The organism is Streptomyces sp. NPDC060049 (assembly GCF_042736715.1).
In the GTDB taxonomy this organism is placed as follows: Bacteria; Actinomycetota; Actinomycetes; order Streptomycetales; family Streptomycetaceae; genus Streptomyces.
This window is the reverse complement of record NZ_JBHWVV010000007.1, coordinates 267811-285677: the sequence shown is the minus strand read 5'-3', so window position 1 is coordinate 285677 and position 17867 is coordinate 267811. Positions and strand designations below refer to the sequence as shown.

Here is a 17867-nt window from a genome sequence, read left to right as displayed (position 1 = left end):
ACATGCCGGTGGTCACGAGCACGAGCACGGCCGGTCGGGGAGTGGAGGTGACCCGGCTGGGCGGCCGGTGGCGGGTGACGCGCCCGTGGCCTCACCAACTGCGCCCCTTCGTACACAGCTACGCCGGCTATTGGGAGGCGGCGGCCTCGCCCTACCGGGTGCGGCTGGTACCCACCGGGCGAGCGGTCGTCGTCATCAGCCTGGGGGAGCCGTTCGCCCAGATCCGCCGCCTCGGTGACACGGGCCCGAACAGCCGGGTGACGGGCTCGCTGGTCGCCGGTCTGGAGGACGGACCCCGGGTCTGTGACCACCCCGGCGGCCAAGAGGCGATCCGGCTCGAGCTGACCCCGCTGGGCGCCTACCGGCTGTTCGCCCTGCCCATGAGCGAGTTGACCAACAGGGTGGTCGAACTCCGTGACGCCCTCGGACCCGAGGCCGGAGTGCTGGTGGAACAACTGGCGGCCACCAGCGACTGGGGAGCCCGGTTCGACCTGCTGGACCACGCGCTGTCGGTTCGCCTCCAGCGCGGCCCGCGCCCCGCGCCCGAGGTGAGCCACGCCTGGCGACTCCTGTCCCGCGCCGGCGGGGCGATCCCGGTCGGCCGCATCGCGGGCGAAGTCGGCTGGAGCCAGGGCCACCTGATCCGCCGGTTCACCCAGCAGATCGGCCTGACGCCCAAGGCGTCCGCCCGGGTGCTGCGCTTCCACCGGGCCGTGCGGCTGGTCACCCGTGAGGGTGCGGGCCCCACCGAAGTGACCGCCGCCTGCGGCTTCTACGACCAGGCCCACCTCAACCGCGAGTTCCGTGCTCTGGCCGGGACCACTCCCGGCCAGATGGCCGCCGCCTGCGTGGCCGAGGGAGCCCTCACCCTGTGAGGGGCGAGGTCAATTTTGTCCAAGCCAGGCCGCCCGCACGTCGGTAGTGTCCCGGTTCGTAGTCGATCGAACACCCAGCACACCGAAGGCCTCCGCCGGGAGGAGAGGCCTCCGACCGGCCGCCGGGGGGCGGACCGGGCGGCGGTGTACCTGACGCGGAGGGGAGCACACGATGGAAGAGCTGCTGCGCATCCTCGTGGGCGGCGCGCTCACAGGCGGCTTGATCGGTTTGGCGGGGGCACTGGGCCGGCGCAACCGCAGACGTCGAGAGGGCGGTGACACGAACGGCCGCTGACGTCGCGTGCGGCAGGGTTGTGGACTGCCCCGCGCCTGCCTGCCGATACGGGAAGCGCCGCACATACGGGGGTTGTCGCGGACGGCTCACCGTGCGACCGGCCCGCCGCCGGACTCGTCCCCGGCCCCGCCCTGGGAGCGGGACCGGGGGCCGGTACGGGGGGCAAGTGCCGAGGGTGAGGTCAGCAGTTCGACGCGGAGGAGATCCGGATGGCATCCGCGTAGCGGAGCGGCTCGTCGTTGATGAAGGAGTAACTGCTGTTGTTCTCGACGCAGATGACCTTGCCGTCCGTCATGTGCACGTACGCCACGTCGTCGTTGCGGGTGTTCACCACGTAGTCGGCGCCCCGAGAGCTTCCGGTGAACCACTGCCACCCACTCGTCACCACCTGGTACTTGCCGGTCATCTTCGCGGCGGGGTTGTCGAGTTCGTCCACGTTGTAGAAGCAGACGTACGGATACGGGCAGGCCGGTGCGGCCGCCGCGGCCGCCGGAGCCAGTACCAGTCCGGCGGTCGTACCCAGCAGTGCGATTCCTGTGGCGACAACGGATCTGACGGTCAGTCCCATACCGCGTTCCTCCTGCGAGAGCCCGTGGTTCCAGTGGGGCGCGGGCCGGCGAAACGGCCTGCCCGCGCCGGGTCGGGCGCCAGTGTGGCAGACGCCCCGGCGCACGGACCATCCTCCGGTCAGGAGCTCGCGCTCCGTTCCGGTTCCTTCTCCGCGCGGCGGCGCAGGGCGTCCTCGTCCGTGGACGCGTCGTAGGAGATCAGCTTCGGGAGCAGCGCGGCCAATGCGGCCACCGACGCCACGCAGGCCAGGCCGCCGCTCCACAGGGCCGTGCGGGTGCCGGTCCACCCGGCCGTCGTGCCCGCCCGGACCTGGCCGAGCTGCGGGCCGACGCTGTACGAGAGCACCTCGATGCCCGCGAGCCGGCCCCGCAGCGCCTCCGGGATCGTCTGGTTCCAGATCGTGGCGCGCCCGAGCCCGCTGAGCATGTCGCCCGCGCCCGCCACCGCGAGGCACAGCAGCACCAGCCGGATGTCGGCGGTCCAGCCCGCGGCCGCCACCGCCAGTCCCCAGACCCCTGCCCCGCAGACCACGAGCAGTCCGTGCCGGCGTACCCGCGACACCCAGCCGCTGGTCAGCCCCAGCACCATGGAGCCCGCCGCGCCCGCCGCGTACATCAGACCCAGGGCCCACACCGCGTCGAGCTCGTCGGCGAGGAAGGGGAAGACGGCGTTCGGGAAGGCGAAGACCATCGCCGCCAGGTCCACGGCGTACGTGCCGAGCAGCACGGGCCGGCTCCACGCGTACCGCGCCCCCTCGGCGACCGCGCGCAGCGAAGGGGGCTCGGCGCCCCGGACGGGCGGAGCCGGCCGCAGCCGAAGGCACAGCAGTACCGATACGAGGAAGCCCGCGACGGTGAGCGAGTACGCCGCGGCGTATCCGGCGTACGCGACGATCAGCCCGGCCAGCGCGGGACCCGCGATCGCGCCGAACTGGTAGCGGAGGCCGTTCAGCGCGGCGGCGGCGGTCAGCTGGTCGTGCGGCACGATCCGCGCCATCAGCGAGTCCAGGGCGGGCCTCTGGAGTCCGGTCAGGCCCGACACCCCGCCCGCGACCACGTACAGCGGCCACAGCAGGGGATCCGGCAGGGCGGAGTTCACCAGGAGCACCAGGGCGAGCAGCCCGAGCCCGGCCTCGGTCAGCAGGATCATCCGCCGCCGGTCGACGGCGTCGGCGAGGGCGCCCCCGTAGAGACCGCAGACCACCAGCGGAACCAGCTCGACGGCGCCCATGGCGCCGACCGCGAGCGGCGAGTCCGTCAGGTGTTTGATCTGGAGCGGTAGCGCGATCATCGCCATGAACGAGCCGAAGAAGGTGACCGTGCCCTGGTAGAAGAGCAGCCGGAAGTCGGGGCTGGACCGCAGAGGGGTGAGGTCGGGAAGTACGGAGGCCAAGCGGGATCTGCTCACGACGGGCCATGGTCGGCCCCGGGCCCCGCCCGGGGCAACGGATTTTCCGCTGTGGACGGGACGGGCGGGGCGCAGGGGGGAGAACGGGCCGGGCGGTGGCGGGCCGGTCGTACCGTGGTCGGGGGCGCCGTCGCCCATCCTGCACAATCGGCGGATGAGTGAAGCAGATCCCTACCTCTGGCTCGAGGACGTATCCGGCGAGGCAGCCCTCGGCTGGGTCCGTGAACGCAACGCGGAGACCGTGGCCGAGCTGGCGGCGGAACCCGGTTTCAAGGTGCTGGAGTCGGCGATCCGCGAGGTCCTCGACGACGACGGCAGGATCCCCTACACGCGCCGCCGGGGCCGTCACCTCTACAACTTCTGGCAGGACGCCGACCACGTGCGCGGCCTGTGGCGGCGCACCACGCTGGAGGAGTACCGCAAGGAGCGGCCCGTCTGGGAGCCCGTCCTGGACCTGGACGCGCTGGCCGCCGCCGAGAACGAGAAGTGGGCCTGGGCGGGCAGCGCCGTCCTGGCGCCCGAGCACCGCCACGCCCTGGTCATGCTGTCGAGGGACGGCGCGGACGCCTGCGTGGTGCGCGAGTTCGATCTTCAGACGCTGGAGTTCGTCGAGGGCGGTTTCGAGGTCGCCGAGGCCAAGACCCGGATCGGGTGGATCGACCGGGACCGGGTCTGGATCGGGACGGACTTCGGCCCCGGCTCGATGTCCGGGTCCGGCTACCCCCTCCAGGTGCGCCGCTGGCGGCGCGGCACGCCCCTGGCGCAGGCGGAGGCGGTCTACGAGGGCCGGCCATCGGACCTGTCGGCGTCCGGACACCACGACGACACCCCCGGTTTCGAACGGGACTTCATCCACCGGCAGATCGACTTCTGGCAGCAGGAGCTCTTCCTCCTCCCCGAGGACGGGTCCGCCGGCGCGCCCCTGAAGATCGAGGTACCGGACGACGCCGGCGCCTCCGTCCACCGCGAGTGGCTGATCGTCGCCCCCAAGTCGCCGTGGCTCGGCCACGACGCGGGCAGCCTGCTCGCCTTCGACTTCGACGCCTTCCGCGCGGGGGACCGCGAGGCGGCGGTGCTGTTCACCCCGGACGGGCACACGGCCCTCGCCGGCTGGAGCTGGACCCGCCACCACCTGATCCTCACCACCAGCGCCGACGTCTCCTCCCGGATGGAGATCCTGACCCCCGGCCCGGGTCCCGACGGCTGGAGCCGCGCACCGCTCGCCGGCGTACCGCCGCTGTCCACGGCCTCCGTCACCGGCACCGACCCCGACGTGAGCGACGAGTTCTTCCTGAACGTCGCCGGCTTCCTCCAGCCGTCCACCCTCTACCGGGGCACGGCGCCGGCCGGCGCCGATGAGAGCGTCAAGCAGGGCCCGGCCCTCTTCGACACCGAAGGCCTGGCCGTCCGCCAGTACTTCGCGACGTCCGCGGACGGCACGCGCGTGCCCTACTTCGTCGTCGGGCCCCAGGACCGCCCCGGCCCCGGCCCCGCCCTGCTCTACGGCTACGGCGGCTTCGAGATCTCCATGGTCCCGGGCTACAGCGCGGTCACCGGCCGCGCCTGGCTCGGTCGCGGCGGCACCTACGTCGTCGCGGGCATCCGCGGCGGCCACGAGTACGGGCCCGACTGGCACAAGGCGGCCCTCGGAGCGAACCGGGTCCGGGCGTACGAGGACTTCGCCGCCGTCGCCCGGGACCTCTTCGCCCGGGACATCACCACGCCCGCGCAGCTGGGCATCGAGGGCGGCAGCAACGGAGGGCTGCTCATGGGCGCGATGCTCACCCGCGAGCCCGGGCTCTTCGGCGCGGTCGTCGCCCACGTGCCGCTGCTGGACATGCTCCGCTTCCACAAGCTGCTCGCCGGAGCCAGCTGGATCGCCGAGTACGGGGACCCCGACAGCCCGGCCGACCGGCCCCACCTGGAACGGATCTCCCCGTACCACCAGGTCCGGACGGACGGGCCACCGTATCCGCCGCTGCTCCTGCTGACCTCGACCCGCGACGACCGCGTCCACCCCGGGCACGCCCGCAAGATGGCCGCCCGGCTGCGCGAGCACGGCCATCCCGTGCTGTTCCACGAGCACCTCGGCGGCGGCCACGCGGGCGCCACCGATCACGGGCAGACCGCCTTCAACGAGGCGCTCGTCCACACCTTCCTGTGGGAGCGGCTGACCCCGCCGAGGTGAGCGCGCCGTGCTCGCGGGCGGGGATCAGACCTGGCAGGCGATCTCGCCCGCGACGCGTTCGCCGGAGGCGACGGCCGCGTTGAGGGTGGAGTCCTCGACGTCGGTGTGCTCGCCCGCGAAGTGGATCCGGCCCTCTTGGAGCCCCTCGCAGCCGGCCATCGAGGTGTACTGGCCGACCTTGTAGTACTGGTAGGCGCCCCGCTGCCACGGAGCGCGCGACCAGTGGTCCTCGTACGCCTTGCCGGTGAAGGCGGCCCTGGTGCCCGGGTACACGTGCTCGACCTGGGAGAGGAACCAGTCGACGTCCGCGGCCGGCGCGGGACCGTGGGCGGCTCCGGTGAGCGTGTCGCGTGCGGTGTTCCCGCCGGGGAAGCCCACCAGGAGCGCGGGGGACCCGTTCGGGCCGAGGGCGACCGAGCCGTCCCAGGCCGCCTGGTAGCCGAGCGGGCCGGTGTTGCTGATCCCGTTGTAGCCGAGTCCGGGCCACGGCTTGGCCGAGAGTTCGGTGACCAGCTTCGCGTTCTGGCCCATGCCCTGTTGCCGGATGGCGGTCAGCTTGCGGGCGGACAGGCCCGCCCCGGAGAGGTCCACGTCGCGCAGGGTGCTGAAGGGCAGGGCCAGCACCACGTGGTCGGCTGCCACCGTGACCGTGTTCCCGCCACGGTCGAAGGTGCAGGTGTACGAGCCGTCGCCCTTGCGGCGCAGGGCGACGAGTTCGTGTCCTTGGCGGACGGTCCCCGCCGGCAGCTGTGCCGCCATCCCGCTGACGAGCTGGTCGTTGCCGCCGACGAGGTGGTACTTCTCGTCGAAGCCGCCGCCCGCGAACACGGACGAGGCCCCCAGGAAGCCGATCATTCCGAGCGCCGAGGCTTCGGCGGGTTCGCCGCCGGACTGGAGCTGGAGGGACCGGACGAGCTGTCCGAGTCGGGATCCGGGTGCCAGTCCGACCTCGTCGAGGTACTCCAGGCAGGAGAGGTGGTCCAGCCGGTACGCCTCCGGCGTGTGGCTGTCGTAGCGCGCGGTGCCGGCCGCCGCGTAGGAGGCGCTGAACGCGTCGTAGGCCGCGGCGATCCAGTCGTCCTGCTGCTCGAGGCCGGGGTAGGAGACGCCGTCGATCCGGGCGGCGTAGTCCCCGGCGTTCAGGGCGCCGCCGCCCGCCAACTCCCGTCGCAGGCCGAGGACGTGGGCCAGCCCGAGGACGGCTGAGTCCGTGGAGCTGATGAACGAACCTCCGTGCTCGTGGACCGCACCGCCGGAGAAGAAGCCGCGGAGGGACCAGCAGCGGCCCCCGATGTGCGTGGTGTCCGCCTCGTAGACCGTCGTGGCGAGCGGGTTCGCCCGGTTCCACAGGCGGTGCGCGCAGCGCAGTCCCGCCAGCCCCGCGCCGACGATCACGATGCGCGGGGCGGCGGCGCCGGTCGCCGCCGCCGCGTCGCGCGGGAAGAGCAGGCCGCCGGGCAGCGCCGCGGCGACGGCCATCGCGCCCGCCGCGCCGAGCACGCGGCGCCGGCTCGGCATCCGGGCGGAGGAGCTCCGTGCGTCGGCGCGGCGTTCGCGCTCGCGGCGGGTGTGCTCGGTGTTCTCGCCGATGACCTCGGCAACGGGCATGCCCCGTCGGCGGGCTTCGGCGTGTACGGAGAAGGCGAGGCGCAGCGGGTCGGGAATGCCGGCGCGGTTGGCCGACTGGTGCACGTGGTGCATGAGATCCCTCTTCTCGGAATCCTGCTGAGACGGCATGGACTCGGACTGAGGGGGAGTGAACCGGTGGCGCAACGCCGTTGTCAACGGTGTTGCGCCACTTTTGTGCGAGCGGGGGTAGGGGCGGGGGTGCGGATGAAGTCCGGGCGCAAGTGCGGGCGTTCGGACGTGAGGGGTGGACTTTCCGGTCACGGCAAAGGCGGCCTTACACGCCGCGCAGCGCCTCGGCCCTGGTCTCGATCGCGGTGATCAGCGCCTCGACCCGGGCTTCGAAGATCTCCTCGTCCGTCACCTCGGCCAACTGGGTGCTCAGCCGGGTGATGTTGGGGAACCCCTCGGGGTCGACCAGCCGGTACTCGCGGTTCCAGGAGGACTCGTCGGCGGCCCGGACGTCCGGGTCGAACAGCAGGTAGGCGGCGCGCTGGCCGACGTAGGCGAGGAGGGAGTCGCCGACCATCCGGTAGTGGACGGCGGCTTCCGCCCCTTCGAGCCCGGCCTCCGTCACCGCGCCGAGGATGAGCTCGACGACGCGGAACTCGTTCGGCCGGCGGGTGGTCCGGCTGGCCATGGTCGAGCCGACCACCGGGTACCTGAGTGCGACTTCGAGGGAGCCGTCCGCGAGTGCCCGCAGCCGGTCCTTCCAGTCGAGGCCCTCGGGGATGCTGTCGAGCACCTCGCCGAGCGTGCGGTCGGCGACGGACAGCAGCAGTTCGTCCTTGTCGCGGAAGTGCCGGTAGATCGCGGTCGGGTCGGCGCCGAGTTCCTCGCCGAGACGTCGGACGGTGAAGGCGTCCTCGCTGCCGCGAGCCGCGATGCGCAGGCTCGCTTCGATGATCGCGTCGGGTGTGAGCTGGCTGCCCGCGCGCTTGGACCGGGCGGGTGTGTCGGATGGCTTCGGCATGGTGGGGCCAGTGTATCGATTTGGAACAGAGGCAGCGCAACACCGTTGACAACATTGTTGCGCTCCCGTTCACTCCTCCTCAACGAACAAGCCGTGCGGGGTATCTCCCGCCGAGCCGAAGGATGGGTCGATGGCCAGCAACAGGCAGCGGATCAGGAAGCCCGGCGAGCAGCGGGCCGACACCGTCTTCGTAGGCGGGCGGGTCTTCACCGGGACCGGGCCCACCCCGATCGACGCCGCCGTCGCCGTCTCGGACGGCAAGATCATCGCTGTCGCCGACGCGGCCACCGTGCGCTCCCTCGCGGACGCCGACACCGACATAGTCGATCTCAACGGCGGCCTGCTCGTCCCCGGCTTCCAGGACGCCCACGTCCATCCCGCGGTGGCCGGCGTCCAGATGCTCAGTTGCGACCTGAGCGAGGAGCGCACCATCGACGGCTACCTCACGGTGGTCGCCGAGTTCGCCAAGGCGCACCCCGACGCGGCCTGGATCCGCGGCGGCGGCTGGTCGATGGACGTCTTTCCCGGGGGTACGCCGACCCGCGCCATGCTCGACGCGGTGGTCCCGGACCGGCCCGTCCTGCTCACCAACCGCGACGGCCACGGCGCCTGGGTCAACACCCGGGCCCTCGAGATCGCAGGCGTCGACCGCACCACGCCCGACCCGGCCGACGGCCGGATCGAGCGCGAGGCCGACGGAACCCCGGCCGGCACCCTCCAGGAGGGCGCCATGGACGTGGTCGCACGCCACGTGCCCATCGCGACACCGGACGAGGCGCACGCCGGGCTGCTCGCCGCGCAGGAGCACCTCTTCTCCCTCGGCGTGACCAGCTGGCAGGACGCCATGATCGGCGCCTTCCCCGGCAACCCCGACAACTACGACGTCTACCTGCGCGCCGCACGGGAGGGCTCCCTGCGCGCACGCGTCGTCGGCGCCCTGTGGTGGGACCGCGAACGCGGACTCGAGCAGATACCCGAGCTGGAGGAGCGCCGCCGCGGCGGCCGGGTGGGCCGCTTCAACGCCACCAGCGTGAAGATCATGCAGGACGGCATCGCCGAGAACTTCACGGCCGGCATGCTGGAGCCCTACCTCGACGGCTGCGGCTGCGCCACCGGCAACTCCGGACTCAGCTTCATCGACCCGCAGGTGCTCACCGCGGCGGTGTCCCAGCTCGACGCCTCGGGCTTCCAGATCCACTTCCACGCCCTCGGGGACCGGGCCGTGCGCGAGGTGCTCGACGCCCTCGCCGAGGCACGCGAGGCCAACGGCGCCAACGACAACCGCCACCACCTCGCGCACCTCCAGATCGTCCACCCCGACGACATCGGGCGCTTCGCGAGCCTGGGCGCTGCCGCCAACATCCAGGCACTGTGGGCCGCCCACGAACCGCAGATGGACGAGCTCACGATCCCCTTCCTGGGACCGGAGCGGGCCCGCCTCCAGTACCCGTTCGGCGACCTGCAGCGCGCCGGGGCCCGCCTCGTCGCCGGCAGCGACTGGTCGGTCAGCAGCCCCAACCCCCTGTGGGGCATCCACGTCGCCGTCAACCGCTCCGTACCCGACGAGGCCCCCAACTCGCCCGATACGTTCGAACCGATGGCGCCCTTCTTCCCCGAGCAGGCCCTGACCCTCTCCCAGGCGCTCACCGCCTACACCGCCGGCAGTGCGTGGGTGAACCACCTCGACGAGGTCACCGGCACCGTCGAGGTGGGCAAGTACGCGGACCTCGTCGTGCTCGACCGGGATCCCTTCACCCACGACCCGATGGGGATCGCCGACACCCGCGTGCTCCGCACGTACATCGACGGCGAACTCGTCTTCACCGCGACCGACTGAGCCGCGACCACCGGGTCGCAGCCGACTGAGCCGCGACCGCCCCGCCGCCGAGAGCGCCGCGACCGGCCGGGCGCCGCCGACAGCGCCGAACCCGGTCGAGCGTCCCCGGCCGAGCCGTCACCCGCCGATCCGCCACCGGCCGAGCGTCACCGGCCGAGCCGTCCCCGGCCGAGCGTCACCGGCCGATCCGCCATCGGCCGAGCGTCACCCACCCCACCGAGCTCATCCCTCAGGGAGCAAGACGATGTCACCAGCCCGATCGGGATCCCCACTGCACCGAAGCGGCCGCAGCCGCGTCCGCCACACCCTGGCGGCGGCCCTCGCCGCGGCCGCCGTGCTCGTCACGAGCGCGTGCAGCGGCACCGCGAACCAGGCCAAGGACCAGGCCACCGCCTACCGGCTCACGGACAAGACGCCCGCCGCCGCCGGAAACACGGACTCCTTCACGTGGTCGATCTTCGCCGAACCGACCTCCATCGACTACGCCTACGCCTTCGACTACCCGCCGAACCAGATCCTCTCCAACGTCTGTGAGAGCCTGCTCCGCTGGAACCCCGACCTGACGACCTCGCCGAACCTCGCGGCCTCCTACAGCAACCCCACGCCCACCACCTGGGTCTACCAGATCCGCCCCGGCGTGCGCTTCCACGACGGCACCGAGCTCACCGCCGACGACGTCGTCGCCTCCCTGCGCCGCAACCTCGCCCCCGAGACGGCCAGCGTCTGGGCCTACCCCTTCCGCAACGTCACCGCGGTCGACCGCACCGGGCCGCTGGAAGTCACCGTCACCCTCGCGCAGCCCGACTCCACCTTCAACAAGTACCTCGCCGCGAGCCCCGGCACCGTGGAGTCCGCCGCCACCCTCGCCAAGTCCGGCAAGGACTACGGCAATCCGCAGACCGGCGTGAACTGCACCGGCCCGTTCTCCTTCGGCTCATGGACCTCCGGCCAGTCGCTCACGCTCAAGCGGTTCGACGACTACTGGAACAAGGATCTGAAGGCCAAGTCCGGCGAAGTGAAGTTCGTCTTCCTCGCCGACGCCACGACCCGCGTCAACGCCTTCCAGAGCGGTGAGGTCGACGGCGGCTGGATGGTCCCGCCGAACGCCTACGCCCAGCTCGGCTCCACGCAGGCCGGGACGCTCTACTTCGGCCGCAACACCACCGTCGCCAACGAGGTGGTCGGCAACCTCAAGGGCCCCCTCGGCGACGCCCGGGTCCGCCAGGCCCTCCTCATGGCCATCGACCGCAAGGGCATCGTCAAGGCCGGCGCGGGCGGGGTCGGCGAGGTCTCCGACTCGCTCGTCACCGACAACCTCTGGGCCGACGCTCCCGACGCGACCCGCGAAGCGCTCCTGAAGGACCTGCCGAAGTACCCGTACGACCCGGCCAAGGCCAAGGCGCTCGCCGCCGAGGCCGGAGTGAACGGCCAGAAGATCGTCATCGCGACGAGCCCGCTCGACTCGCAGACGACCATCATCACGCAGGCCGTCGCCCAGGCCGCCACGGCCATCGGACTGAAGCCCGAGATCGACTCCGTCTCCGCGGAGAAGTACACGACCCTCTTCACCGACCCGGCCGCACGCGAGGGCATCGACCTCTTCCTCACCTTCTGGTACACGTCCATCACCGACCCGCTGGACATGTACGGCTCCCTCCAGACCGGGGCCTACAGCAACTACGGCAACTGGTCCGACCCGGCCTTCGACAAGGCCGTCGACCGCGCCATCGCGGCCTACGACCCCGCCGAGCACGCGGCCGCCAACGCCGAGGCCCAGAAGATCGCCATGAAGGAACTGCCCTGGCTGCCCCTGTACACGCAGCCCGTCAGCGTCTTCCTCGGCAAGAAGATCACCGGGGTCCAGCCGTCCATCGCCTACCTCTACTACCCGTGGGCGGCCGAGATCGGGGCCAAGGGATGACGGCCGCGGTGGCCCGGGCCGGACGGGTGCTGCGCCGCCTGGCCGGCATGGCCGCGACCCTGCTCGTCACCTCCTTCCTCGTCTTCTCCTCCCTGTTCATGGCGCCCGGGGACCCCGCGAGCTTCCTGATCAAGGGCCGCAGTCCCAGCCCGGAAGAACTCGCCGCGATCCGCAGCCAGTACGGCTTCGACGACCCCTTCCTCGTCCGGTACGGGAACTGGCTCGACGGGGTGCTGCACGGCGACTTCGGCCGCTCCTACCTCTTCCACCAGGACGTCGGCTCGGTCATCTGGTCGCGTCTGCCCTCGTCCATGCTGCTGATCGGTGTGTCCGGCTTGATGATCGCGGTGTTCGGCCTCGGCTCCGGCATCCTCGGCGCCCTGCGCCGGGGCTCCCGTACCGACCGCTCCCTCATGCTGCTCGTGACGGTGGGCGCGGCCGCGCCCGCCTTCGTCGCCGCCCTGCTGCTGAGGTCGGTGTTCGGGGTCCAGCTGGGCTGGTTCCCGACCATCGGCAACGGCGAGGGCGTCATGGACCGGCTCCACCACGTGATCCTCCCCGCCGCGGCCCTGTCCGTGACCTTCACCGCCCTGGTGACCCGCGTGACCCGCTCGGCGATGCTCGACGAGCTGCGCCGCGACCACGTGGAAGTGGCCTTGAGCCGGGGGACACCGCGCCGGACCGTCATCCGCCGCCACGTCCTGCGCAACGCGCTCGGGCCGATCGTCACCGTCTCCGCGCTCCTGGTCTCGGGCATGCTGGTCAGCACCGCGATCGTGGAGACCGCCTTCGGGATGTCCGGCGTGGGCTCCCTGCTGGTGCAGTCCGTGGACCAGCTCGACTTCCAGGTCGTCCAGGCCATCGTGCTGCTGGTGGTCGCCGCGTTCGTCGTCGTCAACGCCCTCGTGGACCTCGTCCACCCGCTGATCGATCCGCGCACGGCGGCGGCGGGGAGCGCCCGATGAGCACACTTCCCGAAGTCGGGGCCAAGCCCCGCGTCCCGCGCACCCGGCCCGACCGGCTCGCCCGACTGCGCCGCCTCGGCGGCGGCCGGCTCCAGCGGACCTGCCTGCTGCTCCTCGTCCTGTTCGTACTGGTCGCGCTGCTGGGACCCTGGATCGCACCCCAGGACCCCACCTTCGGCCACCTCGGCGACACCCTCCTGGGGCCGAGCGCCGAACACTGGATGGGGACCGACCAGGGCGGCCACGACACCTTCTCGGCGCTCCTCGTCGGCACCCGGACCAGCCTGGCCGGCCCGCTCGCCGTCGTCCTGTTCTCCACCGTCCTCGGTGTCGCCGTCGGCCTGTTCACCGCCTGGCGCGGAGGCTGGATCGACACCGCCGTCAGCCGGGTCCTCGACGTCCTGTTCGCCTTCCCCGCGCTGCTCCTCGCGATCCTCGCGGTGGCCCTGTTCGGCAAGGGGATGACCGCTCCGGTCCTGGCCATGGCGATCGCCTACATGCCCTACACGGCGCGCCTCGTCCGGGGCCTGGCCGTACAGGAGAAGTCCCGGCCCTACATCGCCGCCTACCAGGTGCAGGGCCACTCGGCCCTGTACGTCATGGTCCGCAGGCTGCTGCCCAACATCGCGCCGACCCTGCTCGCGCAGTCGACGGTGAACTTCGGCTACGCGCTGCTCGACCTCGCCGCCCTCTCCTTCCTCGGGCTCGGCGTACAGCCGCCCACCCCCGATTGGGGCGCCATGATCAACCAGGGGCAGGCGGCCCTCCTGCAGGGCCAGCCGCTGTCCGCGATCGCGCCGGCCGTGGCGGTCGTCCTGGTCGTCGTCGCCTTCAACATCGTCGGGGAAGACCTCGGCGACCGGCTCGCGGGGAGGGACTCCTGATGACGCTGCTCGCATACGAAGCCCTGAGCGTGACCCTCCCCGCGATGGCCCGGCCCGTCCTCGACGGGGTCGGTCTGACCGTCGCCGCCGGGGAGGTGGTCGCCCTCGTCGGTGAATCCGGCTCGGGCAAGTCGGTCACCGCCCGCGCCGCCCTCGGCCTGTTCCCGCAGGGCGCCGAGATCGGCGGCCGGGTACGGGTCGACGGGATCGACCTGGTCGGCGCCGCCCCCGCGAGCCTGCGCGAGGTGCGCACCAACAAAGCGGCCATGATCTACCAGGATCCGCGGGCGGCCATCAACCCGGTGCGCCGGGTGGGGGACTTCCTCACCGAACCGCTGCGCCTGGTGCACGGCTGGTCCAGGGCCCGGGCGAACGTCAGGGCCGCCGAACTGCTCGACGCGGTCGGCCTGCCCGACCCCGTACGGCACCTGAACCAGTTCCCGCACGAGCTCTCCGGCGGCATGCTCCAGCGCGTCGTGATCGCCGCCGCCCTCACCGCCGAACCCCGGCTGCTGCTCTGCGACGAACCGACCACCGCGCTCGACGTCAGCACCCAGGCCGAGATCCTCGCCATCCTGGGACGGCTCCAGCGCGAACGCGGCCTCGGACTCCTCCTCATCACCCACGACATCGAGCTCGCGGCCTCCGTCAGCGACCGGATCTACGTCATGTACGCCGGACGGATCGTCGAGACGGCTCCCGTGGCGGAACTCTTCGCCTCACCCCGGCACCCCTACACCGCGGGCCTGCTCGGATCCTCCCCGCCGCTCGTCGGCCCCCTGGCCCGCCTGACGCCCATCCCCGGAGCCCCCATGGGGCTGCTGGAGTCCGCGCCCGGCTGCGCCTTCGCACCCCGCTGCCGGTTCGCCGAACCCGGCCTCTGCGACCAGTCCCCGCCGGAGCTGGATCGGCACGGCCCGGCCGAAGTCGCCTGCCACCGCGTCGCCGAACTCACCCGCAAGGAGGACAGTTGACCACCGAACCGAGAACGGGCAGCGAGCCGGGGACGGACACCGCCCCGGAACTCCTCAGTGTGCGCGGCCTGCGCAAGACCTACCGCTCCGGCGCGACCGATGTCGTCGCCGTCGACGACCTGTCGTTCTCCGTGCGGGCCGGCGGGGCGCTCGGCATCGTGGGGGAGTCCGGTTCCGGGAAGACCACCACGGCCCGGATGCTGGTCGGCCTCGAACGCCCGGACGCGGGAGAGATCCTCGTACAGGGCAAGCCGCTGGCGGCCTCCGTACGGGGGAGGCCGGCCCGGCTCGCGAGGGCCAAGGCCGTCCAGATGGTCTTCCAGGACCCCTACCTCTCCCTGGACGCCCGGATCAGCATCGGTGGGACGGTCGACGCCGTGCTCCGGCTGCACGGAATGTCCGACCGGACGGCGCGCGCCGCCCGGGTCAGGGAACTGCTGGCCCAGGTCGGCCTCGGCGACCGCGAGGCGGCAGCCCTGCCCCGCCGGCTCTCGGGCGGCCAGCGCCAGCGCGCCGCGATCGCGCGGGCGCTGGCGGCCGAACCGGCCGTGCTGGTGCTGGACGAGGCGGTGTCCGCCCTGGACGTGTCCGTGCAGGCGCAGGTGCTCAACCTGCTCTCCGACATCCGCCGCGACACCGGCATCGGCCTGGTCTTCGTCAGCCACGACCTGGCCGTCGTCCGCTACGTCTGCGACGAGGCGCTCGTCATGTACCGGGGCCTGACGATGGAGCACCGTCCGGTCTCCGAGCTGCTCACCGACCCCCACCACCCCTACACGCGGCTGCTGCTGGCATCCGTGCCCCGTCCCGGCTGGGACCCCGACTCGATCAGCCGCCGGCGGCGCGAACTGGATCCACTGAGCGGCACCACGGCGGTGTGAAGCAGGGGCGGGGCGGAACGAACCCGCCCCTGCTCCGTGTCCGCCTCCGTCTCCGTGTCAGAACCAGTTGACGGTGAGGGGGAAGGTGGCGGCGGCGGTGGCTCCGGCGGAGTCGGTGGCGGTGGCGGTGATCTGGAGGGTGCCGATCGCCCACGGCTTGCCGGTGACGCGGCCGGTGGCGGCGTCCAGGGCCAGGCCCCAGGGGAGTCCGGTGGCGGAGTAGCGGACCGGGGGCCTTCCTCCGGTGGTGGTGAGCTGGACGGTGCAGCTCTGGTTGAACTTGCAGGCCTGTGGGCCGGGGTCGGCCAGTTTCAGACCACCCGGCGTGGGTGTCGGCGTGGGTGTCGGAGTCGGCGTCGGCGTGGGCGTGGGCGTGGGCGTCGGGGTGCCCCCGCACCCCGGGGCGGCCTCCGGAGGCAGCGGAACACGCCAGATCTGGGTGTCGTTCTCCGACCCCACGAGCAGGCTCGTGCAGTCGGCGTACGTCACCGTCTCGCCCTGCGACTGCGCGGGGAGGGCGACGTCCGCGAGCTTGGTGCCCGCGGTGTCGTACACGGAGGCCGTGTTGGCGCCCAGTGGCCCGCCGCTGCGCAGGGTGTACGAGGCACCCGACGGCGAGAACGCGCCGTCGGTGGCGAAGACCGGGGCCGGCCGGACCGCGGTGAGGGTGTTGAGCTGCCCGGGGACCGGCGGTAGCGGGGCCTGGTACACCTGGCCGGCCGCCCCTATGAGTTTGCTCGCGATGTGGATCCGGCCGGTGACCGGGTCCGCGAGCAGGGACTCGGCGTCGTGTTTGCCGTCGGAGTAGGCGAAGCGGTACGTCGTGGGTGTCACCGAGGCGTTGGCGAGCCGATCGGGCTCGGCGAAGGAGTGCACGGTGATCTCGGCCCGGCCGCCTAAGTTGTCGCCGATGTCGCCGACCAGGATCGCGGGGCCGCCGGCGGCGTCCCTGCCGATCGCGAGCGCCTCCCAGTCGGTGTTGCCCACTCCGGAGACCGTGAGCGTGGCCAGGAGCCGGCCGGAGGAGGAGCCGCAGTCGATGGCGAAGACCTGGTTGGTGTTGCCGCTGTCGTTGACGGCGTAGAGGACGCCCGGGTGCTTGCGGCTCACGGCGAGCCCGCTGAGCTCGGCCAGGCCCGCGGGGAGGGTGCACGCGCGCTCGGGTACCAGGGCGGAACCGGCCGGTGGTGCGGCCGCGGCCGCGGCGGGAGCGGCGCCGGCGGCGGACCCGGCCATCCAGGCAGCGGCCGGCAGGACCATGGCGAGGACCGCTGTGGCGAGGGCGGCGGTTCGTGGGGGTGAGAGGCGTAGTCGGGACATGCCCACCATGTGAGGGGACGCCACATCAAGGCGCCAGGACAACGGCCCGCCGTTCGAGCATCGTTCAATGCCGGACGGGCATGTCTGGCAGCCGCGGCTGGTCTTCCGCTCGGTGCGGCCCATTTTGGCTCGAACGGTTCAGCGGGCCGGCTCCCGTACGGGCGAGTTGTGCCGGGCGTGCGCGATGAAGGCGCGGGCCGCCCGGCTCAGCGGCCGCCGGGCGTGCGCGATGCCCACCGGACGCAGCAGGGGCGGTGTGAAGGAACGGATCTCCGCCCTGCTGCCGAAGGCCCTCGCCACCACGTCGCGGTACCAGATGAGGGACCCGCGGCCGTCGGTCACGCCCGTCACCCAGGCGAGGCGTTCGTCCACTTCGAGACAGGGCACCGGGCGCACGCCCAGGCAGCTGAACATGGCCTCCATCTCGGTGCGCCGGCCGGTCCCCGGCGTGGGCAGGACCATCGGCAGTCCGTCGAGGGCGCGGAACGGCATCGGGTCCGGCAGGGGCGAACCGATCGGCGAGACGAGCACCACCTCGCGCTCCTGGATGTGGTGGGTGGACAGCTCCTTGTCGACGGGCAGGTCGACGAGACCCAACTCGGCCCGCCCCTGGCCCAGTTCCTGGACCAGAGCCTCACGGCTGTCGTACTGGTGGAGTTTTACGTCGATCCCGGGGTGCCGCCCGGTGAAGGCCGGAACCAGCTCGGAGGCCAGGTCCAGGGCCAAGGTGGGGGTGGTGACGAGGGTGAGGGTGGCCCGGCCGCCCTTGCAGTGCGGTGTCCCGATGTCGTCGATCGCGTCCACCGCGTCGAGTACCGTGCGGGCCAGCCGGACGACCCGGGCCCCTTCCGGGGTGAGGTCCACCCCCCGTCCCCGGCGGGCGAGGAGGTCGACGCCGAGGTCGCGCTCCATGGCCTGGACGGCCCGGGACAGCGCGGACTGGGCGACGAAGACCGAGGCGGCCGCGCCGGTGATGGAGCGGCAGTCGGCGACGGCGACGAGGTAGCGGAGCTGCGCGAGGGTGGGGGTCATGACCGGACGGTAACCGCGTGAGGGTGCACCTGTAAGACCATGTCGGGTCAACAACTGCTTGCGTCCGCATAGGGGTTCATGCTGGGCGGGTGGCAAGCCATACCCATGCGGCATGACCG

Annotated in this window: 15 protein-coding genes; 9 read left to right on the top strand and 6 right to left on the bottom strand. The window is 72.3% G+C overall.

Annotation, left to right across the window (positions count from 1 at the left end; genetic code table 11):
• The first annotated feature begins 2 nt into the window (after positions 1-2).
• Entirely contained in the window at positions 3-875 is an 873-nt protein-coding gene (locus ACFWBY_RS15815) for a helix-turn-helix domain-containing protein (RefSeq protein ID WP_385331388.1), read from the top strand.
• 172 nt (positions 876-1047) lie between these two features.
• A complete protein-coding gene (locus ACFWBY_RS15810; RefSeq protein WP_385331391.1) occupies positions 1048-1170 on the top strand; it encodes a hypothetical protein in 123 nt (40 codons plus the stop codon).
• Positions 1171-1351: 181 nt separating this feature from the next.
• Here ACFWBY_RS15810 and ACFWBY_RS15805 read toward each other — a convergent pair whose 3' ends face one another.
• Positions 1352-1738: a hypothetical protein gene (locus ACFWBY_RS15805; protein WP_385331394.1), complete on the bottom strand. Its 387-nt coding sequence runs from the start codon at positions 1736-1738 to the stop codon at positions 1352-1354.
• A gap of 119 nt (positions 1739-1857) precedes the next feature.
• Positions 1858-3132 carry an MFS transporter gene (locus tag ACFWBY_RS15800; RefSeq protein WP_385331714.1) on the bottom strand — a complete coding sequence of 425 codons (1275 nt, stop codon included), beginning with the start codon at positions 3130-3132 and terminating at the stop codon, positions 1858-1860.
• A gap of 169 nt (positions 3133-3301) precedes the next feature.
• On the opposite strand from ACFWBY_RS15800, the gene ACFWBY_RS15795 reads away from it, so the two are divergent.
• Complete coding sequence (locus ACFWBY_RS15795; RefSeq protein WP_385331397.1) at positions 3302-5335, top strand: prolyl oligopeptidase family protein; 2034 nt, start codon at positions 3302-3304, stop codon at positions 5333-5335.
• 24 nt (positions 5336-5359) lie between these two features.
• Here the strand turns inward: ACFWBY_RS15795 and ACFWBY_RS15790 are convergent, their stop codons facing one another.
• Together ACFWBY_RS15790 and ACFWBY_RS15785 are read right to left on the bottom strand one after the other, a co-directional pair.
• Complete coding sequence (locus ACFWBY_RS15790; RefSeq protein ID WP_385331399.1) at positions 5360-7036, bottom strand: flavin monoamine oxidase family protein; 1677 nt, start codon at positions 7034-7036, stop codon at positions 5360-5362.
• A 202-nt stretch (positions 7037-7238) separates the two neighbouring features.
• On the bottom strand, positions 7239-7934 hold the full coding sequence (locus ACFWBY_RS15785) for a TetR/AcrR family transcriptional regulator (protein WP_385331402.1): 696 nt from the start codon (positions 7932-7934) through the stop codon (positions 7239-7241).
• A 130-nt stretch (positions 7935-8064) separates the two neighbouring features.
• Between ACFWBY_RS15785 and ACFWBY_RS15780 the strand changes: the two genes are divergently transcribed.
• The 6 genes from ACFWBY_RS15780 to ACFWBY_RS15755 all read left to right on the top strand — a co-directional run bounded on the left by ACFWBY_RS15780 (position 8065) and on the right by ACFWBY_RS15755 (position 15396).
• Positions 8065-9771 (top strand): amidohydrolase, encoded by a 1707-nt coding sequence (locus ACFWBY_RS15780; RefSeq protein ID WP_385331405.1) that lies wholly within the window; start codon positions 8065-8067, stop codon positions 9769-9771.
• 244 nt (positions 9772-10015) lie between these two features.
• Positions 10016-11692, top strand: a complete 1677-nt coding sequence (locus ACFWBY_RS15775; RefSeq protein WP_385331408.1) for an ABC transporter substrate-binding protein — start codon at positions 10016-10018, stop codon at positions 11690-11692.
• Positions 11689-12657, top strand: coding sequence for an ABC transporter permease (locus tag ACFWBY_RS15770; RefSeq protein ID WP_385331411.1), 969 nt, complete (start codon positions 11689-11691; stop codon positions 12655-12657). Before ACFWBY_RS15775 ends, ACFWBY_RS15770 begins: the two co-directional genes overlap by 4 nt.
• Positions 12654-13541 carry an ABC transporter permease gene (locus tag ACFWBY_RS15765; protein WP_385331414.1) on the top strand — a complete coding sequence of 296 codons (888 nt, stop codon included), beginning with the start codon at positions 12654-12656 and terminating at the stop codon, positions 13539-13541. The genes ACFWBY_RS15770 and ACFWBY_RS15765 overlap by 4 nt, the downstream gene beginning before the upstream one ends.
• Positions 13541-14515, top strand: coding sequence for an ABC transporter ATP-binding protein (locus ACFWBY_RS15760; protein WP_385331417.1), 975 nt, complete (start codon positions 13541-13543; stop codon positions 14513-14515). Before ACFWBY_RS15765 ends, ACFWBY_RS15760 begins: the two co-directional genes overlap by 1 nt.
• Positions 14512-15396, top strand: a complete 885-nt coding sequence (locus ACFWBY_RS15755; protein ID WP_385331420.1) for an ABC transporter ATP-binding protein — start codon at positions 14512-14514, stop codon at positions 15394-15396. Before ACFWBY_RS15760 ends, ACFWBY_RS15755 begins: the two co-directional genes overlap by 4 nt.
• Before the next feature lie 57 nt (positions 15397-15453).
• Here the strand turns inward: ACFWBY_RS15755 and ACFWBY_RS15750 are convergent, their stop codons facing one another.
• Entirely contained in the window at positions 15454-16716 is a 1263-nt protein-coding gene (locus ACFWBY_RS15750) for a putative Ig domain-containing protein (protein ID WP_385331423.1), read from the bottom strand.
• Between the two features lie 138 nt (positions 16717-16854).
• Positions 16855-17748 carry a LysR family transcriptional regulator gene (locus tag ACFWBY_RS15745; protein WP_385331425.1) on the bottom strand — a complete coding sequence of 298 codons (894 nt, stop codon included), beginning with the start codon at positions 17746-17748 and terminating at the stop codon, positions 16855-16857.
• Positions 17749-17867 lie beyond the last annotated feature (119 nt).

Bases quoted from the DNA above. Each gene is read 5' to 3' on its own strand.
- ACFWBY_RS15815 (WP_385331388.1), top strand. From the start codon at position 3: ATGCCGGTGGTCACGAGCACGAGCACGGCCGGTCGGGGAGTGGAGGTG.
- ACFWBY_RS15810 (WP_385331391.1), top strand. From the start codon at position 1,048: ATGGAAGAGCTGCTGCGCATCCTCGTGGGCGGCGCGCTCACAGGCGGC.
- ACFWBY_RS15805 (WP_385331394.1), bottom strand. From the start codon at position 1,738: ATGGGACTGACCGTCAGATCCGTTGTCGCCACAGGAATCGCACTGCTG.
- ACFWBY_RS15795 (WP_385331397.1), top strand. From the start codon at position 3,302: ATGAGTGAAGCAGATCCCTACCTCTGGCTCGAGGACGTATCCGGCGAG.
- ACFWBY_RS15790 (WP_385331399.1), bottom strand. From the start codon at position 7,036: ATGCACCACGTGCACCAGTCGGCCAACCGCGCCGGCATTCCCGACCCG.
- ACFWBY_RS15785 (WP_385331402.1), bottom strand. From the start codon at position 7,934: ATGCCGAAGCCATCCGACACACCCGCCCGGTCCAAGCGCGCGGGCAGC.
- ACFWBY_RS15780 (WP_385331405.1), top strand. From the start codon at position 8,065: ATGGCCAGCAACAGGCAGCGGATCAGGAAGCCCGGCGAGCAGCGGGCC.
- ACFWBY_RS15775 (WP_385331408.1), top strand. From the start codon at position 10,016: ATGTCACCAGCCCGATCGGGATCCCCACTGCACCGAAGCGGCCGCAGC.
- ACFWBY_RS15770 (WP_385331411.1), top strand. From the start codon at position 11,689: ATGACGGCCGCGGTGGCCCGGGCCGGACGGGTGCTGCGCCGCCTGGCC.
- ACFWBY_RS15765 (WP_385331414.1), top strand. From the start codon at position 12,654: ATGAGCACACTTCCCGAAGTCGGGGCCAAGCCCCGCGTCCCGCGCACC.
- ACFWBY_RS15760 (WP_385331417.1), top strand. From the start codon at position 13,541: ATGACGCTGCTCGCATACGAAGCCCTGAGCGTGACCCTCCCCGCGATG.
- ACFWBY_RS15750 (WP_385331423.1), bottom strand. From the start codon at position 16,716: ATGTCCCGACTACGCCTCTCACCCCCACGAACCGCCGCCCTCGCCACA.
- ACFWBY_RS15745 (WP_385331425.1), bottom strand. From the start codon at position 17,748: ATGACCCCCACCCTCGCGCAGCTCCGCTACCTCGTCGCCGTCGCCGAC.